The sequence below is a fragment of the Lysobacter sp. Soil_N_51 genome (assembly GCF_057655755.1).
Window position 1 is genome coordinate 127,172 of sequence record NZ_JBDGLR010000002.1, and the last position, 25,057, is coordinate 152,228.

General features: G+C 66.7%; 23 protein-coding genes. 13 read left to right on the top strand and 10 right to left on the bottom strand.

Going from position 1 to position 25,057, the window contains the following annotated elements:
* Positions 1 to 455 precede the first annotated feature (455 nt).
* Positions 456 to 2,471, top strand: a complete 2,016-nt coding sequence (locus tag AC3A4T_RS03545; RefSeq protein ID WP_487674127.1) for a S8 family serine peptidase — start codon at positions 456 to 458, stop codon at positions 2,469 to 2,471.
* Positions 2,472 to 2,634: 163 nt separating this feature from the next.
* On the opposite strand, the gene AC3A4T_RS03550 is transcribed toward AC3A4T_RS03545, so the two are convergent.
* Complete coding sequence (locus tag AC3A4T_RS03550; protein WP_487674128.1) at positions 2,635 to 3,591, bottom strand: helix-turn-helix transcriptional regulator; 957 nt, start codon at positions 3,589 to 3,591, stop codon at positions 2,635 to 2,637.
* A 99-nt stretch (positions 3,592 to 3,690) separates the two neighbouring features.
* Between AC3A4T_RS03550 and AC3A4T_RS03555 the strand changes: the two genes are divergently transcribed.
* Both AC3A4T_RS03555 and AC3A4T_RS03560 read left to right on the top strand, forming a co-directional pair.
* Positions 3,691 to 4,098, top strand: a complete 408-nt coding sequence (locus AC3A4T_RS03555; protein ID WP_487674129.1) for a GFA family protein — start codon at positions 3,691 to 3,693, stop codon at positions 4,096 to 4,098.
* Between the two features lie 191 nt (positions 4,099 to 4,289).
* Positions 4,290 to 4,754, top strand: a complete 465-nt coding sequence (locus AC3A4T_RS03560; RefSeq protein ID WP_487674130.1) for an MmcQ/YjbR family DNA-binding protein — start codon at positions 4,290 to 4,292, stop codon at positions 4,752 to 4,754.
* Here AC3A4T_RS03560 and AC3A4T_RS03565 read toward each other — a convergent pair.
* On the bottom strand, positions 4,678 to 6,090 hold the full coding sequence (locus tag AC3A4T_RS03565) for an aminotransferase-like domain-containing protein (RefSeq protein ID WP_487674131.1): 1,413 nt from the start codon (positions 6,088 to 6,090) through the stop codon (positions 4,678 to 4,680). The genes AC3A4T_RS03560 and AC3A4T_RS03565 overlap by 77 nt on opposite strands.
* Before the next feature lie 374 nt (positions 6,091 to 6,464).
* Here AC3A4T_RS03565 and AC3A4T_RS03570 point away from each other — a divergent pair, with 374 nt between their 5' ends.
* From AC3A4T_RS03570 to AC3A4T_RS03585, 4 genes are read left to right on the top strand one after another with little or no spacing between them, the layout of a single operon-like run.
* The gene (locus AC3A4T_RS03570) at positions 6,465 to 6,836 is read left to right on the top strand and encodes a hypothetical protein (RefSeq protein WP_487674132.1); all 372 of its coding nucleotides are present in this window, start codon (positions 6,465 to 6,467) and stop codon (positions 6,834 to 6,836) included.
* A complete protein-coding gene (locus tag AC3A4T_RS03575; RefSeq protein ID WP_036102620.1) occupies positions 6,833 to 7,039 on the top strand; it encodes a twin transmembrane helix small protein in 207 nt (68 codons plus the stop codon). The genes AC3A4T_RS03570 and AC3A4T_RS03575 overlap by 4 nt, the downstream gene beginning before the upstream one ends.
* Before the next feature lie 59 nt (positions 7,040 to 7,098).
* Positions 7,099 to 7,473 (top strand): cupin domain-containing protein, encoded by a 375-nt coding sequence (locus AC3A4T_RS03580; RefSeq protein WP_487674133.1) that lies wholly within the window; start codon positions 7,099 to 7,101, stop codon positions 7,471 to 7,473.
* Entirely contained in the window at positions 7,470 to 8,399 is a 930-nt protein-coding gene (locus AC3A4T_RS03585; protein ID WP_487674134.1) for an ADP-ribosylglycohydrolase family protein, read from the top strand. Before AC3A4T_RS03580 ends, AC3A4T_RS03585 begins: the two co-directional genes overlap by 4 nt.
* A gap of 156 nt (positions 8,400 to 8,555) precedes the next feature.
* On the opposite strand, the gene AC3A4T_RS03590 is transcribed toward AC3A4T_RS03585, so the two are convergent.
* From AC3A4T_RS03590 to AC3A4T_RS03610, 5 genes are all read right to left on the bottom strand, one after another.
* Positions 8,556 to 8,900 (bottom strand): hypothetical protein, encoded by a 345-nt coding sequence (locus AC3A4T_RS03590; protein ID WP_487674135.1) that lies wholly within the window; start codon positions 8,898 to 8,900, stop codon positions 8,556 to 8,558.
* Between the two features lie 366 nt (positions 8,901 to 9,266).
* Positions 9,267 to 12,776: an amidohydrolase family protein gene (locus AC3A4T_RS03595; protein WP_487674136.1), complete on the bottom strand. Its 3,510-nt coding sequence runs from the start codon at positions 12,774 to 12,776 to the stop codon at positions 9,267 to 9,269.
* Between the two features lie 560 nt (positions 12,777 to 13,336).
* Entirely contained in the window at positions 13,337 to 14,293 is a 957-nt protein-coding gene (locus AC3A4T_RS03600) for a DegV family protein (RefSeq protein ID WP_487674137.1), read from the bottom strand.
* 101 nt (positions 14,294 to 14,394) lie between these two features.
* Positions 14,395 to 15,036: a DsbA family protein gene (locus tag AC3A4T_RS03605; RefSeq protein ID WP_487674138.1), complete on the bottom strand. Its 642-nt coding sequence runs from the start codon at positions 15,034 to 15,036 to the stop codon at positions 14,395 to 14,397.
* A 10-nt stretch (positions 15,037 to 15,046) separates the two neighbouring features.
* Entirely contained in the window at positions 15,047 to 15,451 is a 405-nt protein-coding gene (locus tag AC3A4T_RS03610) for a DUF1761 domain-containing protein (protein WP_487674139.1), read from the bottom strand.
* Positions 15,452 to 15,985: 534 nt separating this feature from the next.
* Between AC3A4T_RS03610 and AC3A4T_RS03615 the strand changes: the two genes are divergently transcribed.
* Positions 15,986 to 16,357 carry a hypothetical protein gene (locus AC3A4T_RS03615; protein ID WP_487674140.1) on the top strand — a complete coding sequence of 124 codons (372 nt, stop codon included), beginning with the start codon at positions 15,986 to 15,988 and terminating at the stop codon, positions 16,355 to 16,357.
* A 58-nt stretch (positions 16,358 to 16,415) separates the two neighbouring features.
* Positions 16,416 to 16,664, top strand: a complete 249-nt coding sequence (locus AC3A4T_RS03620) for a hypothetical protein (RefSeq protein WP_487674141.1) — start codon at positions 16,416 to 16,418, stop codon at positions 16,662 to 16,664.
* 144 nt (positions 16,665 to 16,808) lie between these two features.
* On the opposite strand, the gene AC3A4T_RS03625 is transcribed toward AC3A4T_RS03620, so the two are convergent.
* Both AC3A4T_RS03625 and AC3A4T_RS03630 read right to left on the bottom strand, forming a co-directional pair.
* Complete coding sequence (locus AC3A4T_RS03625; protein ID WP_487674142.1) at positions 16,809 to 18,110, bottom strand: amidohydrolase family protein; 1,302 nt, start codon at positions 18,108 to 18,110, stop codon at positions 16,809 to 16,811.
* Positions 18,107 to 19,564, bottom strand: coding sequence for an amidohydrolase (locus tag AC3A4T_RS03630; RefSeq protein WP_487674143.1), 1,458 nt, complete (start codon positions 19,562 to 19,564; stop codon positions 18,107 to 18,109). The genes AC3A4T_RS03625 and AC3A4T_RS03630 overlap by 4 nt, the downstream gene beginning before the upstream one ends.
* 151 nt (positions 19,565 to 19,715) lie before the next feature.
* Here AC3A4T_RS03630 and AC3A4T_RS03635 point away from each other — a divergent pair, with 151 nt between their 5' ends.
* From AC3A4T_RS03635 to AC3A4T_RS03645, 3 genes are all read left to right on the top strand, one after another.
* The gene (locus AC3A4T_RS03635) at positions 19,716 to 20,492 is read left to right on the top strand and encodes an AMP nucleosidase (protein ID WP_487674144.1); all 777 of its coding nucleotides are present in this window, start codon (positions 19,716 to 19,718) and stop codon (positions 20,490 to 20,492) included.
* 381 nt (positions 20,493 to 20,873) lie between these two features.
* Positions 20,874 to 21,443: a lysozyme inhibitor LprI family protein gene (locus AC3A4T_RS03640; protein ID WP_056115520.1), complete on the top strand. Its 570-nt coding sequence runs from the start codon at positions 20,874 to 20,876 to the stop codon at positions 21,441 to 21,443.
* Between the two features lie 533 nt (positions 21,444 to 21,976).
* The gene (locus AC3A4T_RS03645; RefSeq protein ID WP_487674145.1) at positions 21,977 to 22,534 is read left to right on the top strand and encodes a DUF924 family protein; all 558 of its coding nucleotides are present in this window, start codon (positions 21,977 to 21,979) and stop codon (positions 22,532 to 22,534) included.
* A gap of 380 nt (positions 22,535 to 22,914) precedes the next feature.
* On the opposite strand, the gene AC3A4T_RS03650 is transcribed toward AC3A4T_RS03645, so the two are convergent.
* Positions 22,915 to 23,841 (bottom strand): glutaredoxin domain-containing protein, encoded by a 927-nt coding sequence (locus AC3A4T_RS03650; protein WP_487674146.1) that lies wholly within the window; start codon positions 23,839 to 23,841, stop codon positions 22,915 to 22,917.
* A gap of 255 nt (positions 23,842 to 24,096) precedes the next feature.
* Between AC3A4T_RS03650 and AC3A4T_RS03655 the strand changes: the two genes are divergently transcribed.
* Entirely contained in the window at positions 24,097 to 24,882 is a 786-nt protein-coding gene (locus AC3A4T_RS03655; protein ID WP_487674147.1) for a polysaccharide deacetylase family protein, read from the top strand.
* Positions 24,883 to 25,057 lie beyond the last annotated feature (175 nt).

A 25,057-nucleotide genomic window follows, 5' to 3' on the forward strand; every position in this document is an offset into this window, starting at 1 on the left:
AACACGCGCTGGCGACGGCGGTGGGCGCGCTGTGCGCCGCCGCGGCGCTATGGCCGGACGCGGTAACGACGTCGGCGGCGGAACAGGCCGCGGCGGACGATCCGTCCGCGGCCTCCGTGTCGCCCGCGGCACCCTCCTCGTCGTCGTACGCCGATCCGCGCGCGGTCGAGATAGCGCCGATTCCGCGAACGCCGGCCCAGGCCAAGTTGGGTGGCGGCCAATTGCTGCAGGCGCTGGCGTGGTTCAACCGTCACCACGGCGCGGCCACCGGCGGTGCCTCGAGCCGGGCCGCGCAGATCGCCGCGCTCGATCGCGCAGGCCTGCCGTCGCGTTATCGCGATGGCGAGAAGATCAAGCTCCATCTTCGCGTGGCGTTGCCGGCCGGACAGTCGGTCAACACCCGGCAGATCAATCAGGCGACCTCGGCCCTGCGCGATGCCTTGCAAGCCTCGGGCGTGCAGGCGCGGATCGTGGCCGGCTCTCCCGCGCTGGAAGCGTCGGTGCCGCTGGCGCGCCTGGAGTCGGTGGCGAACTTGCAGCAGGTGAGCGGGGTTTCGTTGATCGCGCTGCCGAAATTCGCCGAGATCAGCGGCGGCGTGGCGCAAAGCGGAACCGATACGCTGCGCTCGCTGGGCCTGCACGCCGAGTCGGTCCCGGCGGATCTTCGGCGTCAGCTCCAGGGCGAGGGCACCACGGTCGCGGTCATCGACGGTTTCAGCCGTTCGATCATCGCCGGACTGCAGGAATCGCAGGATTGGCCGAAGAACACCGAGGAGCGGCCGGGCAAGCTGGTGCTGGTTCCGGCGACGGGACAAGTAGCGTTCGGCGACGCCGAGCAATCCCACGGCAATGCCGTGACCGAGATCGTCTACGATTTCGCGCCACAGGCCAATTACCGTCTCTACGACGTGTTTACCTTGGCCGATATCGTCGCCGCGATCCAGGACGCGGGAGGCCTGGACGAAAACAACGTTCCGGAAACGACCGCGCGCGTCCAGGTCATCAACATGTCGTTGGGATTTTCCCCGGGTTTCTCGCCGGGCGACGGTACCGGCGGCATGAGCGACCTGCGCGGTCTGTATGAAGCGATAGAGTGGGCCAGGATCAATGGCGTCGTGTTCGTTGAGAGCGCGGGCAACTTGGATGGACAGTACTGGGACGGCGACAGCACGCCCGCGCCGGTCGCATCGACGGCGCAGGATTTCGATCCGCTCAATCGTGATGCCAACGGCGCGCCCATCGTGGACGACGTGGAAATACTGAAGTTCTCCGCGCAGCACGGCGATTGCCTGCCGGTCGGGATGACCGATCCGGTGTTCGCCGATTTGTTCGCGATACGGGCGCGGTTGGCGTGGAACGATTGGAGCACGCAAGATCGCATGACCACCGTGGACTACCGGCTGGAACTGGTTCGTTGGGCGGACGAGGTCACGCGTACTGTCGCGGGGCGGGTCGAAGTCGTCAGTCCCGCGGGCTGGACGCTGGCCGCGCAGTCGGATTCGCGCCAGAACGGAATGAACGGCGATCAGCCGATCGAGGAGATCGCGTACGTGCCGGGGGCCGAGACGCGGACGCGGCGTTGCGATCAGATCTTTCCGCCGCCCGTGGCGGGCGTGGGACGCGAGGCCGGCGGCGGGATCTTCGGTGTCCGAGTCGTCCGCAAGACCCAGGGCGGCGCCAACTTCGTGCGCTTGTCGACCGGCGACAGCGTGTACTCGCCGACGCATTCGGTGCAATCGCGCACGATGGATTCGCCGGCCGATTCGCCGGACGTCGTCGCGGTGGGCGCGGTCGGCGCGAATGGGCTGATCATGGGCTACAGCTCGCAAGGGCCCGTGCTCGGTCCGGGCGGCGCGCGTCCGGCGGAGGGCGGGCACGATTCCAACCCCAAGCCGAATCTCGTCAGTTTCACCAATGTCGAGACCCACACGCGAGCTCCCCAGGCGTTCAGCGGCACCTCCGCCGCCGCGCCGCATGTGGCCGGACTGACGTTGCTGTCCATGCAATACCAGCGCTTGGCGAGTATGGCGAACGCGCGCTGGGGCACCCAGGACTTGAGTTGGCGCGTACTGCCGGATGCCGCGGCGTTGGCAGAATCGACCCTGGTCGGGAGCTTGTTGCCGGCGGTGGCCAACGCGCGTTTCAACGCGGAGCACTATCGCTCGCAATTCCCGCTTTTGCTGGTGCAGCGCGCGGAAGACATCGCCGAAGCCACCCTCAGCTCGATGTATAGCGTCGCCCAGACCAACACCCACCTCAGCCACGACTACAGGTACGGTCGAGGCCTGCTGCGTTTCAAGCCTGGATCGCAGTCGTGCTTCCTGGCGTCGCTCTATCATCCTGAATTGCGCTATCGCCGTTGGCTGACGCCGCCGGATCCGCAGCTTCATTCCGGAGTGCCGAGCTACGACATCACCTACTCGGATCACAATCAGGGCTGCATCGGCTTGAGGTTCAGTTCGGGCGGGTAGTGGTTTCGGCCGCCTGGTTACGTCGGCCGTACAGGCGCCGGGAGCGATTCCGGCGCCTGTTTCGTTATCGGCCGTCCGTGCTTCGCCGCTTCGGCGATGTTCCTTGACTGTTCGTGTCCGGCCATTCGTCATCCAGCGCGATCATCCGGCGAGCGCGCCGCCGTCAGGCCGCCGGTTCCACCGCCCGCAACAAACGCTGCGCGACCTCGCGCAAGCGCGGCAACTGATCGCCCGCGTCGAGCAGTTCGAACTCGACCCCGGTCAGGGCCAGCAAGGCGAGAATTTCTTCCGGCGTTTCGCCGCGCACGTGCAGCATGCAGCTGTGCTCGTCGATGTGTTCGAGCAACCCGCACCACGGCGGCAGGTTCGGCGCCAGGGTGTCGGCCGATCCGCGCAGGCGCGCGCGCGCGGTCGGGCCCTGGTTCGGCTGGCTGAGCGAACGCTGCACGTACGCCGCCACGTCTTCGGGAAACTTGCGCGGCGCGAACGCGCCGCCGCCGCAACGCAGCGCGACGATGCGGTCGGCGCGGAACAGGCGCCAGTCCTCGCGGCCGCGGTCCCAGGCCAGCAGATACCAGCGCCGACCGGCGCTGACCAGGCGCAGCGGTTCGATGCTGCGCTGGCTCGCGCGGCCGCCGCGATCGCTGTAGTCCATGTCGATCAGCCGATGGTCGCGACAGGCGCCGGCCAGTCCGGTCAGGGTGTCGACGTCCGGACCGGTTTCGTTGTGCGCCAGCGACACCGTCACCGAATACAGTGCGCTGACCCGCCGCCGCAGCCGCGCCGGCAGCAGTTGATCGAGCTTGCCGAGCAGGCCGACGGTGGTGTCCTCGATCCGCGCCACGCTGCCGGCGGCGCTGCGCAGCGCGACCACCATCGCCACGGCTTCGTCGTCGTCGAGCAACAGCGGCGGCAGCGAGGCACCGGCGGCGAGCCGGTAACCGCCGCCGACCCCAGTCGAGGCCTGCACCGGATAGCCGAGTTCGCGCAGCCGGTCGACGTCGCGGCGCACGGTGCGGCCGTCGACGTCCAGGCGCTCGCACAGTTCCGCGCCGGTCCAGTGACGGCGCGATTGCAGCAGCGACAACAGGCGCAGCAGGCGGGTCGAGGTCTTGAGCATGGGCGCAGTGTAAAAGCTATTGAGGACATATCCTGTCCTCAATGGCTATTATCCTGTGACTGTCCCGGGCCCACCGCCCCTCGCCATCGGAGAACCGCCATGACCGTCGAGACCTACCAGGCCAGCTGCCACTGCGGCGCCATCCGTTACGAGGTCGACCTCGACCTGGCGGCCGGCACCTCGCGCTGCAATTGTTCGATGTGCAACAAGCTGCGCAAGTGGGGCGCGATCGTCAAACCCGATGCGTTCCGCCTGCTCAGCGGCGGCCCCGAAGACACCGGCAACTACCAGTTCGGCACTTTCAGCGGCACCTATCACTTCTGCAAGCATTGCGCGGTGCATGCCTACGGGACCGGCGAGCTGGAGGTGCTGGGCGGCAAGTACTACTCGATCAACATCGCCTGCCTGGATGTGGATCATGCGGTGCTGGCGGCCGCGCCGGTGCAGTTCATGGATGGCTTGAACAACGACTGGTTCAACGTGCCGAAGATTACCTCGCATATGTGAGCGCGGGTTTGTCGCGGCGTTCGCGGCGGTTGAAGTGTCGCGGTCGCGGCTCACGCCGCTCCTGCATGGGCTACCTGTAGGAGCGGCGTGAGCCGCGACCGCGAAACATCGCTTACGACGAGCGATCCGAAGTCCCAGCGCAGCCTCACAGCGCATGCGACCATGCATTACCCAATCGCCACCTCGCCGCAATGGACACCAACGCCCTCAAGAAACTTTGCCGCGCCTACCCCGGCGCCGAGGAAGTCCTGCACGCGGCGCCGTCCAATATCCTGGTCTACAGCGTCGGCGGAAAATTCTTCGCCTATTTCAAGACCAGCGAACCCGAACGCTGGCGTTTCAGTTTCAAGACCACGCCGGAACGGTTCGTCGAGCTCACCGACATGCCCGGCGCCAAGCCGGCGCGGTTCATGGGCCGCTATCACTGGGTCACGGTGGTCGAGGTCAAGCGCATGCCGGCGGACTATCTGCGCGAACTGGTCGACTGGTCGTACCGGCGCGCGCTCGGCAACCTCAGTCGCAAGCGCCAGGCCGAGGCGTTGGCCGATGCGAGCGAGGAACAACGCCTGCGGCTGACGCCTATCGCGCCGACGAAAGCGCGCCCAAGACTTGTAACGCCGCATCCACCCGCGCATCGAGGGCGTGGCCGTAGTTGAGCCGCAGGCAATGCGCATAGCCGCGATTGGCCGAAAACATCGGCCCCGGCGCGATGCTGATGCCCTGTTGCGCGGAGCGGCGTTGCACCGCCAACGCATCAGTGCCTTCGGGCAATTCGATCCATAGGAAATAGCCGCCGTCGGGCCGGGTCACCCGCGTTCCGGGCGGAAAATAGCGCGCGACCGCATCCAGGTACGCGGCTTGTTGCGCGGCCAGGGTCTTGCGCAGGCCGCGCAGGTGGCGGTCGTAACCGCCACGCTGCAGATAGCGCGCGATCGCCAGTTGCGCCGGCACGCAGGTCGCCAAGGTGTTGGTCAATTTCAGCCGCGCCACCCGCTGCGCATAGCGCCCCGGCGCGGCCCAGCCGATTCGATACCCCGGCGCGAGGGTCTTGGAAAACGACGAGCAATGCAGCACCAGACCGCGCGTATCGAACGCCTTGGCCGGCGCCGGACGATGCGCGCCGAAATGCAGTTCGCCGTAGACGTCGTCCTCAATCAGCGGCAGCTCGTGGCGCGCCAGCAACTCAACCAGTTCGCGCTTCTTCGCTTCGGGCAGGGTGCTGCCGAGCGGGTTCTGGTAATTGGTCATCAGCCAGCACGCGGCGGGCGCGTGGCGGCGGATCGCCGCGTCGAGCGCGCCCAGCTCGATGCCTTCGCGCGGATGGGTGGGCACTTCGATCGCGTGCAGCCCGCGGCGTTCGAGCGTTTGCAGGGCGGCGTAGAAACACGGCGATTCGACCAGCACCGCGTCGCCGGGCCGGGTCACTGCGGCGATGCACAGGTTCAGCGCTTCGATCGCGCCGTTGCACACCACCAGATCGTTGGCGCCGATCGGCACCGCGCCGATCCGATAGCGCAAGGCGATGTGCCGGCGCAGTTCGGCATTGCCCGGGGTAAGGTCGTCGACGGTGCTGCGCGGGTCCAGGTGCACCGCTTCGTGCGCCATCGCGCGGCCGAGCTTGGCCAGCGGAAACAGGGTCGGGCTCATGAACGCCGAGCCCAGCGGCACGATGTCGCGCGCCATCGCCGATTCGAGCACCTCGAACACCAGTTCGCTGACATCGACCGCGCGCGCCTGCCCGTCGGGTTGCGAAGCGGTGTCGGGCTCCGGCGGCATCGCCCGCGCGCGTTCGCTGACGTAATAGCCCGAGCGCGCGCGCGGCTCCACCAGACCCTGCGATTCGAGCAGGTAATAGGCCTGGAACACGGTCGCCGGGCTGAGCTTGCGCGCGGCGCTGGCCTGGCGCACCGAGGGCAGACGCTGCCCCGGGCTCAGCAGGCCCTGGCGGATCGAGCGGGCGATGTCGTCGGCCAGGGCCTGGTAGCGTTTCATGGGAGCCGTGATTCGGGATTCGGGATTCGGGATTGGGGATTGGGGATTGGGGATTGGGGATTGGGTGAGGCTACGGAATGCGGGGTCGCATGAGGCGCCGATCTTTTGTGGGTTTCGCCCCCGATGCTCGGCTCAGTTCGTCGGAAGCTGCACGGGCCTGACCGGATAGCGTCGGAGCTGAAGCCCCAACAGCCCTTCGCGCCCAACACGGCCGCGGAACCCGCTCTTCCGATTCCCGACTCCCAATTCCCGATTCCCGCCCCCAACTGATCCGGTTTTTTATCCCAAACCTGATTCTATGCAATCTGCGCCAGTCGGCGAACAATGGACCCCGCAGCAGAAGCTGCGCCACGCCATAACGCCTCGCGCTCGCCATGAACCCGCAAGTCGAACTCAATCTGGCCCTGATCCTGTTCGTGCCCTGGTTTTCGATCCTGGCCTGGCTGTTCTGGGCCTACCCGCGCCAGCCGCGCGGCGCCCTGCGCACCGTCTACGACAGCGCCAGCCTGATCGTCTCCACCCTGGCCGCTGGCTGGGGCATGCACTGGAGCATGTACAACGCCGACCCGCATGCCGGCGCGATCTGGAAACAGGTGCTCGCCACCTCGGTCGCCTACGGCCTGTTCCTGGGCCTGATGACGATCGCCATCGTGGTGCGCTGGCGCTGGCTGCGCGCCCGCAAGACCGACGTGTCTCAATCCTCCCAAGACCACTCGCGCCCGCTCCCGGGCAAGGTCGAATCATGAAGATCCTGTTCGTCGCCGCCTTCCTGTCGGTGATCGTCTACAACCTCGGCGCCGGCCTGTACTACATGCTGGTCGACAAAGGCGCGAGCAAGCGCACGGTCAACGCCCTGACCCGGCGCATCGGCTTTTCAATCGCATTGATCGCGCTGGTCGTGGTCGGCATCGCCACCGGCGTGGTCCAGCCGCACGGCGTGGGCGTCTGAGCGCGAAGCGAAGCGCGGCGCGCGGTTAAGCTGTCGGCTGTTTCCACGCCGACACCGCCATGGCCACCGCCCGCATCGTCTCCAACGCCGACACGGCCGAGTACTACATCGCAGAACGCTGCCACGTGATCGAGTGGTGGAACTCGCCCGACGATGCGCACAGCTCGATCGCGCGCATCCGGGTCGAGCCCGGGGTGAGTACTCAACTGCATCGTCTGCGCGGCACCAGCGAGCGCTATCTGATCCTGCACGGACGCGGCCGAATGCAGGTCGGTGATCTGCCGCCGGGCGAGGTGGGTCCGGGCGACGCGGTGTTCATTCCCGCCGACACGCCGCAACGCATCGTCAACCTGGGCGACGAGGATCTGGTCTTCATCGCGGTCTGCACCCCGCGGTTCGTGCCCGAGTGCTACGAAGACCTGGAGGCCGCATGAGCGCCGCGCCCGGATTGCGCGAACGCTACCTGGGCTGCCTGCTCGGCCTGGCCTGCGGCGATGCGGTCGGCACCACGGTCGAGTTCCGCTCGCGCGGCAGTTTCGCGCCGCTGACCGACATGACCGGCGGCGGGCCGTTCGCGCTGCGCGCGGGCGAGTGGACCGACGACACCTCGATGGCCTTGTGCCTGGCGGCCAGCCTGATCCATCGCCGCGGCTTCGATGCGCGCGATCAGATGAATCGCTACTGCAACTGGCGCTCGCACGGCTACATGAGCAGCAACGGCGAGTGCTTCGACATCGGCATGACGGTGAGCGCGGCGCTGGACCGGTATCGCAAGAGCGACGATCCGTATGCCGGCGATCCCGGTCCGCGCGCGGCCGGCAACGGCGCGCTGATGCGCCTGGCGCCGGTGCCGATGCTGTGGCGCCTGGATGCGCGTCGCACCGGCGATTACGCGGTTGAATCCACTCGCACCACCCACGGCGCGGCCGAAGCGCTGGACTGCTCGCGCTTGTTCGCCGCGCAATTGCGCGCGGCGTTGATGGGCGCCGGCAAGGAGGCGGTGCTGGCGCCGTCGATACCGTTGCTCGGCAGCGAAAAAGTCGCGGCGATCCATGCTGGCGCCTATGCCGGCAAGCGCGAGGCCGAGATCGTCGGCTCGGGCTACAGCGTCGAGTCGCTGGAAGCGGCGTTGTGGTGTTTTCTGCACACCGGCAGCTTCGAAGCGGCGGTGCTGCGCGCGGCCAACCTCGGCGACGATGCCGACACCACCGCGGCGATCTGCGGGCAGATCGCCGGCGCTTATTACGGCGTGGATGCGATCCCCGCCGCGTGGCTGGACAAGCTGGTGATGCGCGAGGAGATCGGTCGCATGGCCGAGGAGTTACTGCAGCTATCGGACGACCCGGCCGGATTGGCCTGAGCCGAGATAGTTCGAGCTGCGTTGGTTTGAGCCGTACTGTTTTGATTGGTTCGAATCGGGCCAAGGCCGGCGTCTCGCCGGCGCTGAGTCGTCGCGGTCTGCAGATCGTTCTGCAGACCGCGCGCCGACTGCGTAGCGACTACGCGCGCCGTCGCCTCAACCCGCGGTAACGTCGCGCAATTCCCACCCGCTGCCGGCGAGCAATCGCAGGCGATGCTTGAGCACGGTGCCGGACAAGGTCGTGGTGACCACCAGGTCCATGCGCAGATCGCGTTGTTCGCCGTGCACGACCGCGCTGGGATCGGTGGCGCCGAGCATCGGGTCGACTTCGTCCGGATCGGGCTGCTTGGCGCGCCAGCGTTCGAACAGCTCGTCGCCGCGCAACGCCGATTGCAGCTGCGCGGCGAAGCCTTCCGAACTGATCGCGGTGAACGACAGGTCGGCGTCGTTGCCGCGTGCGCGATCGGCGTCGGGAATGCTCAGGTAATAACGGGTGGCCATGCGTGGGTCTCGATTGCAGGATCGATCAAGGGTAAACGCGCCGATATGCGCCAGGCGTGAATATCGCGCGAGTGCGCTACGTGGGTCGCGCTTGTGGAGTGCTAATGTTGTTAGCGATGTGTTATCGCGCGGAAACGCAAATCCCCCGCGGCCCCCTTTCAAGACGGGGAAGACAAGCGGGCGGCTTCAGGGTGGGCAAACCACATGGTGTCGTTCGACCGCACAAACAAACGATGGACACATCTCGAAGCCGACATCGCCAAACCCTTCCCATCCCCACCAGAAACCTCCCCCCTTTGAAAAAGGGGGGCAGGGGGGATTTGCTCTTCGCTCTTCAGCGCCTACGCCGAATACCGCGCCACCCCATCACTCCTCATCATGATCGTGCGCCTCATGCGGCCCATGCCCCTTCGGGCAATGGCACACCGAGGTCGGCCCGAACTCAGTGCCGAAAGTGCGGCCGTCGCGATGGCGCTGCCAGTAGAAATTCGGCGCCTTCTCGGCCTTGTTGCCCAGTTCGGCCATGTCCGCGTCGACGTCGAACAAGCGCCCGTCGACCATCACGTAACGCGTGTCGATGGTCGCGCGGATGTTTTCCAGCGGGTTGCTGTTGAGCACCACCAGGTCGGCCTTCTTGCCGGTCTCCAGCGAGCCCAGCTGCTTCGACATGCCCAGGTAATCGGCGCCGTCGATGGTCGCCGCGCGCAGCGCTTCGAAATTGCTCATCCCCCCCTGGGTCAGCATCCAGATTTCCCAGTTCGCCGACAGGCCCTGCAACTGACCGTGGCCGCCGACCTGGATCTTGATACCCGCGTCGCGCAGCTTCTTGACCGACTTGGCGACCTGGATATGCCAGTAATCCCAGTCCGGCGCGGTTTCGCGGCGGATCGAGCGCGCATCCAGGGTTTCGCGCGGGAAGAAGCGATTGAGCTTCTTGTCTTCCCACACGTTGTCGCGCGCGTACCACCAATACTCGCCGGACAAACCGCCGTAGCTGACCACCAGGGTCGGTGTATTGCGCACATCGGTCTGCCGCCACAGTTCGACCACGTCCTTGTACAGCGGCGCGACCGGGATGTTGTGCTCGATGCCGGTGGCGCCGTCGAGGATCATCGGCAGGTTGTGGTTGAAGGTCGAACCGCCTTCCTCGACCACCAGCATGTTGAGTTCGCGCGCGGCCTGGTTGATCTGCTGGTGCTGTTCGCGCCGCGGCTGGTTGTAGCTTTTGACCGAGAACGCGCCGTTGGCCTTCATCCGGCGCAGGTGACTGCGCGCGTCGTCGATCGAGTTGATCACCGCCTTGAAGTCGCCGTCGGCGCCGTACAGGATCGTGCCGGTCGAAAACACGCGCGGGCCGACCATCTTGCCGGCCTTGAGCAGTTCGGCTTCGGAGAACACGAACTCGGTCGTCGCCGAGGGATCGTGCATGGTGGTGATGCCGAAGGCGAGGTTGGTGTAATAGGCCCAGTTCTGCTGCGGCACCACGCCCCGGCCGAAATGCGCGGCATGCGCATGCACGTCGATGTAGCCCGGCACGATGGTCTTGCCGCTGGCGTCGATGCTGCGCGCGCCGGCCGGCACGCTGACCGACGCGCTCGGGCCGACCGCGACGATCTGGTCGCCGCGGACCACCACGGTGCCGTCCTCGATCACTTCCTGATTGTTCTCCGCATCGCGCATGGTCACCACGCGCGCATGGGTGAACGCGACCGTGTCGCTCGGCGCGTACACCGGCAGGTCCAGGCCGACCGGGATGCCGCGTTCGTCGGCCGACGGTTTCGCGGGCGTCGCCGGTGCGCCCGGCAAGAACGCGAACGCCTGGTTGAGCGGGCGCGAGTAGTACTGATTGCCGACCATCCAGTGCAGCGACTTGGAATCGGCCGACCAGTGCAAGTAACTGCCGACATCGGCGCTGACCGGCGCGATCGGCAGGGCCTTGCTGTCCTTGCTCAATTCCACCGACGCGCCGGCGGTCATCAGCGGCGCGACGTAAGCGTTGAACAGTTCGGTGAACGCCACCCACTTGCCGTCCGGGCTGATGCTGACCGAGTCGACGTACTTGAGATTGAACACTTCGCGCTCGTCCTCGCCGTTGAGTCCGACCGACATCAGCTTCTTCTTCAGCCCGCTGCCGCTGAGGTAATAGATACGCGTGCCGTCGGCGCTGAATTGCGGCGACTCGCCGCTGGTGGCCACGCGCACCGGCCGGCTGCCGTCGGCGTTCATCACGTAGATTCCGCGATCGACCGACCACAGGCTGCCGGTGAGTCCGCCGCCGCCGGTCCTGGCGTAGACGATGCGGCGCGCATCGGGCGAGAAGCGCGGGCCGTAATAGAAGCCCTTTTCCTGAGTCAGCCGCTTGCTGCCGCCGCCGCCCGCGCCGGTGACGTAGATCGCGCTGAGCGCTTCGTCCGACCACGTCGTGTACAGCAGCTTGCTGCCGTCGGCGCTGAAGCTGGGCTGGTATTCGTAGAGGTTGTCGTTGCCGGTCAGCCGCTCGGGCTTGCCGTCGGGCAGACGCTTGCGCCACAACTGGCCGACCGCGTGGAAGATCAGGGTCTTGCCGTCGGCGCTGGTTGCGACATCGCGGATCATCTTCGGCGCGAAGCGGCCTTCGTCGAGCTTATGTTCGAAGCGCAGCGGTGCGGCGACGGTCTGTTCGACCTTGGCGGCGAACGGAATCTGTTCGTGCTTGCCGTCGGCGATCGACACCCGCCACAGCTTGCCCTGCGCCCAGATCACCACCGATTTCGAATCCGGGGTCCAGTCGAAATTCGCGTACGGGCCGAAGATCGCCCACGCCTCCTGCATGTCGTGCGACAGCCCGTCCCACACCGGCCGCGCTTCGCCGCTGGCCAGGTCGAGCACGTGCAGCACCGACTTTTCGCGGATGCGTTTGACGAACGCCAGCGACTTGCCGTCCGGCGACGGCTGCGGCCGCACCGCGCCGCCGCCGGTGTCGATCACCGTCGCGCTCTTGCCGCTCTGGCGGTCCAGGCGCTTGATCGCGTAGATCGTGTCGTGTGGGTTTTTGTTGTACTGGAAGGTCGGGCCGCCGCTGACGTCTTCGGAGTAATAGACGTAGCGCCCGTCCGGCGACACCGCCGGTTCGCCCAGATCCTGCTGATCGTTCTTCTGCTTGGTCAGCTGCAGTCCGCCGCCACCGCCGGCGGCGTGGTAGATCCACAACTCGCCCGCGCCGAGCGAGCGCTCGCCGGTGAAATGCTTGCGGCCGATCAGGAACTGGCCATCGGGTGTCCACGCCGGGTTGTTGAGCAGACGGAAATCTTCCTTGGTGACCGCGGTGGCGTTGCTGCCGTCGGCCTTCATCCGCCACAGGTTGTTGCCGCCGCCGCGGTCGGAGGTGAAGGCGATCTCGCGGCCGTCGGGCGAGAAGCGCGGTTGCACGTCCCAGGCCGGGCCGCTGGTGATGCGCCGCGCCTGACCGCCGCCGATCGGCAGCAGGTAGATGTCGCCGAGCAGGGTGAAGGCGATCTGGCGGCCATCGGGCGAGACGTCCAGATCCATCCAGGTGCCTTCGTCGGTGTCGAAGGCGATCGACTTGGTCGGGCCGTGGGCGGCGTTGACGTCCCACTTCTTCTCGTCCTTGTCCTCGCCCTTGCCCACGCCCTTGGCGGTCTGCGCCGAGGCGCGCGCCGGGTCGGTGCCGGCGGGTTTGAGCGCGTCCTGCTCGAGCTGTGCGGCCGGCTTGTCGGCGTCCTTCTTGTCGCCGGCCTGTTTGTCGTCGCCCTGTTTGGCATCGCCCGACTTGTCCTGGGGCGCGGGCTGCGGCGGAGTCTGAGCATGCGCCGCGCTGGCGGACACGGCGGCGAGCGCGCTGGCGAGCGCGAGAACGAGCAGGCGGTGAGTGGGCATCGAGCGGGCTACCTGGGGCTGACAAACCCCGAGGCTAACCTGCATGGATGGGCGGGGCGTGGGCTGGAAGTCGTGGTTGGGGGGATTGCGGTGAGGCTTGGCTGTCGGTGCTGTCGTTTGAGAAGGTCACCTCTACCGAGGTGGACTCCGCGCTGCATAAGCGAAGCCGAAACTTATTAGGCGCTATCCCACTGGTCCGTCATTCCCGCGAAGGCGGGCTCTGCTTTATTTCGGCGAAGCCGAACATCCAGAGCCTTCAGCGTCATCCCACCAGAACGTCATTCCCGCGAAGGCGGGCTCCGCTTTACTTCGGCGGAGCCGAACATCCAGCGACTTTGGCCTTGCAAGACTTCAAGCGTTCTCGCACGAAAGGCACTGGATGTTCGGCTCCGCCGAAGTAAAGCGGAGCCCGCCTTCGCGGGAATGACGGTAGGGAAGTACGTTGGAATATGGGAGTACGTTACTTCGGATAGTTTGCGTAACCGGCAGTGATGGACCGCTACGCTCTAACCGACTCCCGACTCCCGACTCCCGACTCCCGACTCCCGACTCCCGACAACTCACCCAGCAAATTCCGCCTTCTCCGCCGCGAACCCCACCACCAGCGCGCCCTTGCCGACATTGACCATGCCGGTCAGGCTCATCACGCTTTCGAACAGTTCGACGTTGTTGTCGCGGCAGACCGTGCGCAGGCGCTCGTATCCGGGCAGCGCGCGCAACTCGGCCAGTTCGCCGCCGTAGCTCAGACACACGGTCGGCGTCAGCAGGCCGTCGCCGCCGCTCGCGCCGGCCTTGCGCGCGGTGAATTCGAGCAGTTTCTGCGCGGCGTTCTCGTAACCCTTGATCTTCGCCACCGGCCCGGTTTCGCCGCGGTTGCAGTGCAGCACCGGCTTGATGTCGAGCGCGGTGCCGAGCGTGGCGCTGAGAAAACTCACGCTGCGATCGCCGCGCACGCGGGTGCGCGCGCGCAGGTAGTTGAGGTCGCGCGGAATCAGATAGCCGTGGGTGTGCAAGGCCAGATGCTCCAGTCGCGCGCGGATCTTCGGCGCGCCCTCGCCGGCGTCGCGCAGGCGCACCGACTCGACCGCGGTGATGCCCTGCGCCGCGAACAGGTTGAGCGTGTCGATCACCCGCAACGCGAACGGCGTGTTGATCCCGGCCGCGCTGCGCACCGGTCGGTAGTCGTTGAGGATCGCGAAGCTCGCCTGATTGGCGTTCTCGTACACCGGGCTGCGGGTCTTGGTGATCGTCATGCAGAACACGTAGTCGTAGTCGATCGCGAACTGGCTGACGAACAGATCGCGGATCTGCTGCACCGAGAACGGCGTGGTCTCGGCTTCGAAACCGCGCTCGGCCAGATGCGTGTTCAGGAACTGCAGCGTGGCTTCTTCGTTGCGGTGGTCGGCCAGCACCGCCTGGCCGATGCGTACCGTGATCGGTAGCAGATGGATGCGATTGCGTTGCAGATACTCCAACGGCAAATCGCAGGCCGAATCGACGACGAGTCCGATGCGCATGGTCCCCCCCGGGTCGTGGCGCGTGGCGGTTAAGTGTGACCGCAGCATACCTTTTCGGGTCCGGTGTCACCGTCGGCGCGGTGCCTGATTTGCGGTCGGGTTCAGGCTCGACGCTGAATGCCGACAGGCAGCCGTTGCAGGCGTTGCATTTCCGGATCCTCAAACAGTTCAGGATGTTGCAGTGCGTCAAGGGCGAAATCGTGTGCGTCGTTGCCCCAGAACAACTGCTTATCGATACTCAACGTTGGCACGCCGAATACACCGGCCACCAGAGCCGATTCGGTGTTGTCGCGCAGGGCCGCCTTGGTCGCGTCGGCGCCGATCGCGGCGGCGTCCACGCCGAGGGCCTGGATGACCGGGCTCAGCGCCTCGACGCTGTCGCCCGCCTGTCCCTGTTGCCAGATCCAGTCAAAGATCGCATCGACCGCGTCGTGGGTGTTGCCGGCGACGATGCACAGCCGCAGCGCGGTCAGCGGATTGAACGGATGCGCCGGCGGAAAACGCAGCGGCACGCCCTCGCGCCGGGCCGTCCACAGCACGTGCTGGTAAGTGAACTCGCGTTTGCCGAGGATCTCGGCCGGGCCTTTCTGGCCGTGCGCGGCGAGCACCGCGCCGAACGCGACCGGCATCAGGTCGATCGCGCGTTCGCGCGCCAGCGGGCGCAGCTTGTGCCAGTGCAGGTAGGCGAACGGCGAGATGAAATCGAAATACCAGCGCAGCGCGGGCGGCTGAGGGTCGCTCATGATCGAGTCCTTATTTCCAGGCGCCGAGGATCACGCCGTAGAGGATGAACTGGAGGATGTGGTAACCGCTGTCGATCATCCACAGCTTGAGGCTGCGTTGGGCGAAGGCGTAGTTGATGCCGAAGCTCATCGACACGAAGAACACGCCGACGACGAACCCGACCCCGAAGCCGTCGACCGCGTTGGCGCTGGGCGGCATCAGCATCGAGAAGATGGTCGCGGCCAGGAACGCGCAGACGATGGCGACGGCGAACACGCGGCCGGGATGGCCGGGCTTGGCGTCGGGATCGATGCCGGCCTCGCGGCACCAGGCCTTCTTGAACAACGGGCCGTACCACAGGCCGCCGAGCAGGAAGGCCGAAGCGGTGGCGGCGAGAATCGCGAGCCAATTAAGTTGCAGCAAAGACAAACTCATGCGCATTCCTCCGAAGCGAAAATATCAACAGCACCATCAACTCGCAGCAAAGACAAACTCATGAGTCTTCCTCCGAAGAAAAAATATCAGCAGCCCACTTAAACGGCAGCAGCGACAAGCTCATACGCAGTCGACCGAAGCGAAACTTATAGCCGCCGCAAAGCCACTGCCCGCCTGCCCACATCGTCATGCCGCGAACCCACGCGCATCGACCACGCCATGCCGCGGCCCGAAGCGCACGCCGCCGCCGGGGTAACGCCGACAGGATACGCTGCCGCTCGCGCGCTGGCTCGGCCCGAGTGCGTTTCGAGCGACGGGACGTTTTGCCACCGCGATGAAGTCGCATGAGCCGCGCTATCGTGTAGCCGCCATCGGTCGACTGCTTCATGGCGAGCGCGCTGGCCAGTCGGCGGGCCGTGCATGCACGGTGCAAGCCGGCCGTCGCATCCACCCTGCACCAACAGACAAATGACCGAGCGCAGTCCTCTATCCCCGCCGTCCTCGCGGACGGTTCGTTCCGAACCTCGAGCCGCCATGAAACAACACGCGTACGCCATCGTCGTCCGGCTGTTCTTGTTCATCGCTCCGCTGTATGCGCTGCACCTGTTCGCGCTCAACGCGTTCGAGCAGGCGCGCGGTCAGGAGCATCGTGGCGATACCGGGCTCGGGATCGCCATCGTGCTGGGCCTGGTATCGCTGACGATGTTGCTGGGGTTCTTCATCGACTTCATCGTCCAGATCAGACGCAAGTGGCCAGCCGGCTATCTAACCGACGCGATCATTCTGTTGGCCTTGCTGATGCCGTTCGGCTGGTTCGCATGCAATTGGTACGGGCTGGGCGAGAACCTCGCCTGCAAGCTGCCGCTGAGCGGGTTCGGCGCCTTTCTGGAATGGATGAACCTGTAACGCGCGATCGCGGGTTCCCACCGAAACCTTGCGCGGCCCTGTTCGACCTGTAGAAGCAGTGACCGGCGCAAGGTGGCGCACGCCGCAGGGGCAAAAGCCCATCGACGCCATCGAGCGCTACGACGACTGGGGCCGGCGGTGGGCATTCTTCGACACGGTGGCATCGGACGGATCGCTCGACGATGCCGATCGCCGCGAGTGGGCGATCGTGTGGGCCGCGGTTTGCGAGTACCGGCTATGGGCGTCGGGCAGCCTTGGCGAGGCCGGGGCCCAGGCGGAAATCGCCATCGCTTCGAGTATCCCCTGACTTTCCCGGCGCGCCTGTAGACGCTTGGCCAACGCGGCGGCGTACCAATCGCGCTAGCGAGAGCCGGCGCCCTCCCGGATCGCGACCCGGCCGGCGCGATCGGCGCCGGCCGGACCCTCGGTCCAAGACTTCAACTACGCGAACTCAATTCCCCGACGGCGCCGGATACGCGCGCGGCAAGCCGTTGTCGGGCCTCATATAGCGATCGCGCAGCTCGGTCTGGCGGCTGCGCATTTCAATCGCGCGGCCGTCCATCCACACCTGCAGCGCGACGCTGCTGACATCGAGCGGGTCGGCGCTCCACAAGACCAGATCGGCGCGCTTGCCCGGGGCGATCGAACCGACTTCGCCGGCCACGCCGAAGGCTTCGGCCGGCACCCGGGTCAGTCCGGCCAGGCCGGCGTCCCAGGGCAGGCCGGCGGCGACCGCGTTGCCGGCCAGCTGTCGCACTTTGCGCGCGTTGTGCGAGGCGCCGCCTTCGCTGAAACCGACCGCGACCCCGGCCGCCTGCAGGCGCGCGGCGTTTTCCATGCTCGCGCCGACCTGATCGAAATCGCTGGGCAGGTTGGACAGCGGGTTGACGAACACCGGCACCTTGGCCGCCGCGAGTTGCGGAGCCAGGCGCCAGGCCTCGCCGCCGCCGGCGATCGCGATGCGCAATTGGTGTTTCGCCGACCAACGCAGCAACTGGCGGATGTCGGCGGCGCGATCGACGCCGAACACGATCCGGCCGCCGCCGCCGAAGTATTTCTGCAAGGCCGCGCGCCCGGCCGGGGTCAGCAGCGCGGCGTGGTTGTCCGGGGTGATGCGGCCGCGGCTTTCGTCGATCAGTTGGTCGAGGATCATCCACTGAGCCGCGCGCGAGCTGCCGCTCAGGCCCAGGCCGTCCTTGCCCAGACGCACGAACAGCACCCGCGGGCCGATCGGGTCGGGGCCGCCGTCGAGGCGTTCGATGCCGCCCTGGCCGGCGACGATCGAGCCGCCGGTGGCGGTGCCGGCGCCGAGCAGGGTCCAGCCGATGCCTTCGATGCGCGCGACCGGGATCAGCACCGAATCGGGGTTGTAGGCCAGGGTCACGTCGAACTCCGGCCGCACCGTCATTTCCTTGGTGTCGGCGCCGAGCGCGACGGTCTGGTCGACCGTGGATTTTTCGCCGGAGACTTCCTCCAGGCCGATCTCGGTGATGCCGCCGAACAGGGTCGGGGTCAGCGGCCGGCCTTCGGCCTCGATCACCTTGACCCCGGCCGGCGCGCTCAGGCCCTTGCCGACCGCGCGCACCACGCCGTTGCCGACCAACACGTCGGCGCCTTTCAGCGTGCCTTGCGCGGTCGCGGTGTGGACCGTGGCGTTGCGGATCAGGACGTTCTGCGCGGGCGCGGCGAAGCTCGCGCCCAACAACAACGCGGCGAACAGCGGCGCGCGCCGCAACACGGACACGCGGCTCATCGCACACCTCCGATCTGCGGCGCCGTCCGCGCAGCCGGTTGTCCGAGCATGAAATCCGACTTCGGCTGCCGCGACGGATCGGCGCGGTCGTAGATGCGCGCGCCGTCGATGTAGACCTGCTCGGCCTTGGCGTAGACGCTGAAAGGATTGCCGTTCCACACCACCACGTCGCCCATCTTGCCCGGCTCCAGGGTGCCTGTGCGCTCGCCGATGCCCAGCGCCTTGGCCGGGTTCTGGGTCAGCCAGCGGATCGCGCGTTCCGGCGCGATGTCCATGCCGGCCAGGCGCGCGTGCGCCATGACCTTGGCCGCTTCCTGGTTGAGCCGCTGGATGCCTTCCTCGGAATCGGAATGCACGATCGCGCAGCTCTTGGCCGGGCGGTCGACGATGGCGATGTTTTCCTGGATGCCGTCGAAGGCCTCCATCTTGAAGCCCCACCAGTCGGCCCACAGCGCGCCGCACACGTTCTCGGCGGCGAGCCGATCGGCGATCTTGTAAGCCTCCACGCCGTGATGGAAAGCGGCGACCTTGAAGCCGAATTCCTTGGCCAGGTCGAGCATCGTGGTCATCTCGTCGGCGCGGTAGCAGTGGATGTGGACCAGGATGTCGCCCTTGATCGCGCCGGCGAGGGTGTCGAGCTTGAGGTCGCGCTTGCCGCCGGTGTCCTTCTCGCTGTCGGCGCCATTGGCGGCGGTGGAGCTCTGCCACCAGCGCGACTTCTTCGGCGCGGCCGGCTTGGGCGTGGTCTTGCGCAGGTACTCGCTGGCGTCGATGAAGGCCGCGCGATATCCGGCGACATTGCCCATGCGCGTGCCCGGCGAGGTGTTGCGGCTGCCGTAGACGCGCTTGGGGTTTTCGCCGCAGGCCATCTTCAGGCCCCACGGCGCGCCGGGGAATTTCATGCCCTGGTAGGTCGTGGACGGGACGTTCTTGAGGGTGACGCCGCGGCCGCCGATCAGGTTGGCCGAGCCGGGCAGGATCTGCAGCGAGGTGACGCCGCCGGCCAGCGCGGTCGCGAAGCCCGGGTCCTGCGGCCAGATCGAATGCTCGGCCCACACGTTCGGGGTGACCGGGCCGGTCATTTCATTGCCGTCGCTGTGCGCGCCGACGCCGGGGCTGGGGTACACGCCCAGGTGCGAATGGACGTCGATGATGCCCGGGGTGACCCATTTGCCGGTCGCGTCGACCCGGGTGGCGTCGGCCGGCGCGTCCAGCGCGGTGCCGACCGCGACCACCTTGCCGCCCTGCAACAGCACGTCGGCGTTGTCCAGGCGCTGGCCGGTGCCGGTGAGGACAGTGGCGTGCTGCAGCAGCACCGGTCCGCCGGCGAGCGGCTTGTAGGTGCTGGGATACGGGTCCTGGGTGTAGCGCGAAGGTGCGGGCGCGGGCGTGGCGGCCTGCACGGCGCCGGCAAGCAGCGCCAGGCCGAAGCCGGCCAAGAGCGGTCGGAGCATGGATGTCCCCATGAAAGGCGAGCGAAAGCGTGCGGAAGGTGGTCGGAACCGAACTTTGGAACCGTAGCCGCCGCTTTCGCCGCTGCCAACCCTGACTAAGGTCATGGGCGGTGCGACAATGGCCGGACAACAACAAGAACAGGCGAAAACGATGAAAGACAAAGAACAGATCGTCGAAAACTGGCTGCCGCGCTACACCGGCGTGCCCCTGGACCAGTTCGGCCAGCACATCCTGCTGACCAATTTCGGCGGCTACCTGCATACCTTCGCGCGCCTGACCGGCGCGGAGATCGTCGGCCTGGACCGGCCGATGCCGAGCGCGACCTTCGACGGCATCACCATGATCAATTTCGGCATGGGCAGCCCGAACGCGGCGACGATGATGGACCTGCTGTCGGCGATCATGCCGCAGGCGGTGCTGTTCCTCGGCAAGTGCGGCGGGCTCAAGCGCAAGAACGAACTGGGCGACCTGGTCCTGCCGATCGCGGCGATCCGCGGCGAAGGCACCTCCAACGACTACCTGCTGCCGGAAGTGCCGGCATTGCCGGCGTTCGCGCTGCAGCGCGCGGTCTCGACCATGATCCGCGACCTGGGTCACGACTACTGGACCGGCACTGTCTACACCACCAACCGCCGGGTGTGGGAGCACGACGAAGCGTTCAAGGAACGCCTGCGCGCGATGCGCTGCATGGCCATCGACATGGAAACCGCGACCGTGTTCGCCGCCGGTTTCGCCAACCGCATCCCGTGCGGCGCGCTGCTGCTGGTGTCGGATCAGCCGATGATTCCCGAAGGCGTCAAGACCGAAGCTTCGGATGCGAAGGTCAGCGCGAGTTTCGTCGATACGCATATCAATGTCGGCATCGAAGCGTTGAAGCTGATTCGCCGGCATGGCAAGTCGGTGAGGCATTTGCGCTTCGACGAATAAGGCGGAAGGCGGCCCTCACCCCGACCCTCTCAGCTCTGCACTCCCGTTGGTCGCCGCAGGCGGGAGAGGGAGAATTGCGACGCGGGCCTACTAACAATTTCCGCCACGCAAAAAATTGCTGTCAAGCAAGCGAAAAGATATCTTCACGCTCCGCTTCATAGCCCCTCTCCCGCTTGCGGGAGAGGGGTTGGGGTGAGGGCCAAAAGCACCAACGCGGCCATTTTGTTGCCGCCGACCCCTGGCCGAAACAGCCTGAATCGTTTACCCATGTCACAAACAAAATCCCTATTTTTATAGGGGTTTTGCGACGCGCGACACGCGACATCGCATGAGCTGAGACCTTCGAAGACGACACTGTGGACCAAGGCCGGAGGACAGGTCATGGAACAGCTGATCTTCACCATCATCGGCGCCCTGCTGACCTGGGCGTTCTACTTCATCCAACGCATCGCCGAACGTCGCGGCACCGTCGACGCGATCGAACGCGGCAAGCAATTGCTCGCGCTCAAGCAGGAACTCGACGGCGCGCACACCAGCGTCGAGGAACTGCGCCGGTTCGAAAACCGCCTGATCGGCAAGGCCGAAACCGCCGCGCGCATCGCCGACAACTACTTCGGCAAGGCCGAAGCGATCGCGCGCGACAGCGACGACGACGGCGTCAGCCAGGCCGACATGAGCCGACATGCGATCGCCGAACTCGGGCGCGAGGAAGTGCGGCTGGACGGGCTGGTCGCGCATCTGCGCAAGCAGCTCGACAGCGACGGCCTGGCCGCGTTCGAGCAGGCGCACCAAGCGTGGCTGGCGTTTCGCGAAGCGCACGCGCGCTTCGTCTCGCAATCGTACTCGGCCGGCTCGATCCGCCCGCTGATCTATGCGGTGACCATGGAGAGTCTGACCGTGGCGTGGATCAACGAGCTGGAGACGCAGCTGGGCGAGGGTGAGGCGGGTTGATTGGGTGGCGCGATCGGAGCGCCGCGAAGCGTGGCCGTTGCTTTTGCTCGTCATCCCCGCGAAGGCGGGGATCCAGAGACTTCAGAGCAATCTCTCAAGAACGCCACTCTCGCCAAGGCGGGCTCCGCTTTACTTCGGCTCCACCGAAATAAGACGGAGCCCGCGTTCGCGGGAATGACGGCAGGAGAGTTACGGCAGGTCTTGGCAATTTGCCAGGACGCGAGGCGCCGTCCTTTGAAATCGAAGCATCAGCCATCGCCTGCCTCAATCCCGACTGTAGGAGCGGCGTGAGCCGCGACCGCGAAACCACGCTTGCGTCGTGATCGCGCGGTCGCGGTCGCGGCTCACGCCGCTCCTACAGTCGTAGCCCAAAGCGACGTCCCCACCGGTTGCCACGCCTCGGCGAAGAAGGCGGCTTCGCATTCGTAGGACACACCTCGCGCAGCGCATGCAAAGCCGACCGTGTACCGCCGACCGTGCCGCATCACCAATTGTTTGCTACGGTTCCATCATCACCTCCCGCGAGCCCCCGCATGCCCGTCACCGCCCAAGAAGTCGTCGCGTTCTGGCGCGACGCCGGTCCCGCCCGATGGTTCGACCGCAGCGACCATTTCGACCAGCAATGCCGCAGCGGCTTTCTCGAAGCGCACCACGCGGCCGCGCGTCGCGAATACGACGACTGGATCGAGCGCGACGCCGAATCGGCGCTGGCGCTGCTGATCCTGCTCGACCAGATCCCGCGCAACGTGTTCCGCAACAGCGCGCATTCGTACGCGACCGATCCGCTGGCGCGACATTACGCGCGGCGCGCGCTGGAAGTCGGCCACGATCAGCGCATCGAACCGGCGCTGCGTGCGTTTTTCTATCTGCCGTTCGAGCATTCCGAAGCGATCGAAGATCAGCGCCGCTCGGTCGAACTGCACCGCGCCCTGCCGGCGAACGACGACGGCACCGATGCCGCGCTGTGGGCGGTCAAGCACCTGCAGATCATCGAGCGTTTCGGCCGTTTCCCGCACCGCAACGCGGCGCTGGGGCGCGAGACCACGGCCGAGGAACAGGCCTATCTCGACGATGGCGGTTTCAAGGGCTGAGCGACGCGGCCCGCGCTCAACGTCGCGGCATCGAAGCCCCCTGTAGGAGCGGCGTAAGCCGCGACCGCGAAACATCGGTTGCCGGCGAAAAGCCCCATTAGCTCGTAACACCTCATAAGCCACCCTTGCGCCGGCCCGCGCGATTCGCAGTCGCGGCTCGCGCCGCTCCTACAGGGAGCTGGCAATGATCGCGGTGATCACCGACGAAAGCCGCACCAAGCCGGTATTACCTCGTAAGCCGACGTTGCGCCGGCCTGCGCGATTCGCAGTCGCGGCTCACGCCGCTCCTACAGGGGGCTATCGAGGCTTCGCGGCGGCTAGAAACAAAAACGGCCGCGATGGATGACATCGCGGCCGTCGTTCATCACATTCGCAGCGGATCAGTACTTCGCGATCGATCCATCCAGATCGGCCCAGGCGTCGATGCCGCCGATCACGTTGTAGACCTGGGTGAAGCCCTGCTGGCGGAAGTGTTCGGCCGCCTGCGCGCTGCGGCCGCCGTGATGGCACACGAACGCCAGCGGCGTGTCCTTGGGCAGCGATTCCAGCGCGTCGGTGCCGGCGTCGAAGGTGTCGAAGGCGACGCCGACCCGGGCGATCGCGCGTTCGTCGGCCGGACGCACGTCGACCAGGCGCAGGCTGCCGGCGCTCACGCGTTCGCTCGCTTGTTCCGGTGCGATCGACTGCACCGGCGGCGGTGCGTTGGGGTTGGTGATGACCAGGCCGCGACCGCGTTCGTCGTCGGCCCAGTCGATCGACACGCCGTCGGCTCGGCGCGCGTTGATCCAGTCGGTCTGCACGCGCACGCCGTCGATGTCCACCGCGACCGCGTCGGCATCGACCGGCGCCAGCTGCAGGCGCACGTTGTGGCGCGCGTCGACGTCGAGCTGCACGGCGAAGTTTTCGCCGGCGTTGGCGACCGCGTCGCGCAGCATCTGCGCCGCGGCCGGGGTGATGCTGAGCTTCGGCGGGCTGCGGTCCGGCGCGGGCAGGCCGAGCAGGCCGTGCAGTTCGCCGTTGCCGGCCATCTGCTCGATGATGTCGCTGCCGCCGACCAACTGCGCGTCGATATACAGCTGCGGGATGGTCGGCCATTCGCCGTAGACCTTGATGCCTTCGCGCAGGTCCGGGTTCGACAGCACGTCGATGTGGGCATATCCCTGCGGCAGCAGCGCGTTCAGCGCGCCGACGGCCTTGGCCGAGAAGCCGCACTGCGGCGCATTCGGCTCGCCCTTCATGAACAGCACGACGCGGTTGGACTGGAGCAGGGTTTCGATGCGCGAACGCAGGGCGGGATCGAGGGACATGGCGGTCTGTCTGGCGGGAATGAGGCCCACATGGGGGCGGCGCGCTGCCGCCGCAAGGTAGGATGCGGCACAGGGCACGCGCCCGCGCCGCTGGCGGCCATGCCGAATTGGCCCGAAACCCGTCAGCACAGCCCATCGGCTTGTGAAGGCTTCACGCCGGTGCTGTGCTGCTCCCGATTCCCGATTCCCGATTCCCGATTCCCGATTCCCGATTCCCGATTCCCGATTCCCGATTCCCGAGCCTCCCCCGATCCCTTGATGACCCCGACCGTCGCCCATCGCCCGCCGCGCCGACCCTTCGTCTGGCTGTGGCTGTTCGCCGCCTCGCAACTGGGCGTGATCGCGGTTTGGCTGGGCTGGGGCTGGCGAGCCGGGCTGTTGACGATGTTCGCGACCCACGCGGTGATCTTCTGGGGCACCTTGTGGCCGCGCTCGCGTCTGTTCGGGCCGGTCCTGAGCCGCCTGCCGACGCGCGAGCGCGAGGTCTGGCTGACCATCGACGACGGCCCCTCGGCCGACACCCCGGCCATGCTCGATCTGCTCGACGCGCACGCGGTCAAGGCGACCTTCTTCGTCGTCGCCGAACGCGCGCGCGCGCGGCCGGATATGTTGAACCAGATCGTGCAGCGCGGCCACGGCATCGGCCACCACAGCGCCGATCATCCCTCGGCGGCGTTTTGGCGACTGGGACCGGCGGCGATGCGGCGGCAGATCGTCGATGCCGACCGCACCTTGCGCGAACTCTTGCCCGGTTACCCGCTGCGCTGGTTCCGCGCGGTGGTCGGCATGGCCAATCCGTTCACCGCGCGCTGGCTGCGCGATTGCGGGTTGGCGCGGGTGGCCTGGACCGCGCGCGGTTTCGACGCGGTCGCCGCCGATCCGGCCACGGTGGTGGCGCGGATCGAACGCGGCCTGGTGCCCGGCGCGATCGTGCTGATGCACGAGGGCGCGCGGCACGGGCGCAATGTCGAGACGATGGCGATGCTGCTGGCGCGCTTGCAGGCGCTGGGCTATCGCTGCGTGGTGCCGGTGGTGCGATAGCCGATCCGGCAATGCCACGCGATATCGATGCCGGAGGCTTTTGTGGCAGGGGCTTCAGCCCCGACGCTGTTCGATCAGCTGCGATGAAGCCACGCCGCGATCGCAACGAAAGGCGTCGGGGCTGAAGCCCCTCCCACAAAAGACCTCGCTGCGTCGACGCGATCGCTATCGCGAT

What these genes read in the sequence shown, in the direction of transcription:
- AC3A4T_RS03550 (WP_487674128.1), bottom strand. Translation starts at nt 3,591, where the DNA reads ATGCTCAAGACCTCGACCCGCCTGCTGCGCCTGTTGTCGCTGCTGCAA.
- AC3A4T_RS03555 (WP_487674129.1), top strand. Translation starts at nt 3,691, where the DNA reads ATGACCGTCGAGACCTACCAGGCCAGCTGCCACTGCGGCGCCATCCGT.
- AC3A4T_RS03560 (WP_487674130.1), top strand. Translation starts at nt 4,290, where the DNA reads ATGGACACCAACGCCCTCAAGAAACTTTGCCGCGCCTACCCCGGCGCC.
- AC3A4T_RS03565 (WP_487674131.1), bottom strand. Translation starts at nt 6,090, where the DNA reads ATGAAACGCTACCAGGCCCTGGCCGACGACATCGCCCGCTCGATCCGC.
- AC3A4T_RS03570 (WP_487674132.1), top strand. Translation starts at nt 6,465, where the DNA reads ATGAACCCGCAAGTCGAACTCAATCTGGCCCTGATCCTGTTCGTGCCC.
- AC3A4T_RS03575 (WP_036102620.1), top strand. Translation starts at nt 6,833, where the DNA reads ATGAAGATCCTGTTCGTCGCCGCCTTCCTGTCGGTGATCGTCTACAAC.
- AC3A4T_RS03580 (WP_487674133.1), top strand. Translation starts at nt 7,099, where the DNA reads ATGGCCACCGCCCGCATCGTCTCCAACGCCGACACGGCCGAGTACTAC.
- AC3A4T_RS03585 (WP_487674134.1), top strand. Translation starts at nt 7,470, where the DNA reads ATGAGCGCCGCGCCCGGATTGCGCGAACGCTACCTGGGCTGCCTGCTC.
- AC3A4T_RS03590 (WP_487674135.1), bottom strand. Translation starts at nt 8,900, where the DNA reads ATGGCCACCCGTTATTACCTGAGCATTCCCGACGCCGATCGCGCACGC.
- AC3A4T_RS03595 (WP_487674136.1), bottom strand. Translation starts at nt 12,776, where the DNA reads ATGCCCACTCACCGCCTGCTCGTTCTCGCGCTCGCCAGCGCGCTCGCC.
- AC3A4T_RS03600 (WP_487674137.1), bottom strand. Translation starts at nt 14,293, where the DNA reads ATGCGCATCGGACTCGTCGTCGATTCGGCCTGCGATTTGCCGTTGGAG.
- AC3A4T_RS03605 (WP_487674138.1), bottom strand. Translation starts at nt 15,036, where the DNA reads ATGAGCGACCCTCAGCCGCCCGCGCTGCGCTGGTATTTCGATTTCATC.
- AC3A4T_RS03610 (WP_487674139.1), bottom strand. Translation starts at nt 15,451, where the DNA reads ATGAGTTTGTCTTTGCTGCAACTTAATTGGCTCGCGATTCTCGCCGCC.
- AC3A4T_RS03615 (WP_487674140.1), top strand. Translation starts at nt 15,986, where the DNA reads ATGAAACAACACGCGTACGCCATCGTCGTCCGGCTGTTCTTGTTCATC.
- AC3A4T_RS03625 (WP_487674142.1), bottom strand. Translation starts at nt 18,110, where the DNA reads ATGAGCCGCGTGTCCGTGTTGCGGCGCGCGCCGCTGTTCGCCGCGTTG.
- AC3A4T_RS03630 (WP_487674143.1), bottom strand. Translation starts at nt 19,564, where the DNA reads ATGCTCCGACCGCTCTTGGCCGGCTTCGGCCTGGCGCTGCTTGCCGGC.
- AC3A4T_RS03635 (WP_487674144.1), top strand. Translation starts at nt 19,716, where the DNA reads ATGAAAGACAAAGAACAGATCGTCGAAAACTGGCTGCCGCGCTACACC.
- AC3A4T_RS03640 (WP_056115520.1), top strand. Translation starts at nt 20,874, where the DNA reads ATGGAACAGCTGATCTTCACCATCATCGGCGCCCTGCTGACCTGGGCG.
- AC3A4T_RS03645 (WP_487674145.1), top strand. Translation starts at nt 21,977, where the DNA reads ATGCCCGTCACCGCCCAAGAAGTCGTCGCGTTCTGGCGCGACGCCGGT.
- AC3A4T_RS03650 (WP_487674146.1), bottom strand. Translation starts at nt 23,841, where the DNA reads ATGTCCCTCGATCCCGCCCTGCGTTCGCGCATCGAAACCCTGCTCCAG.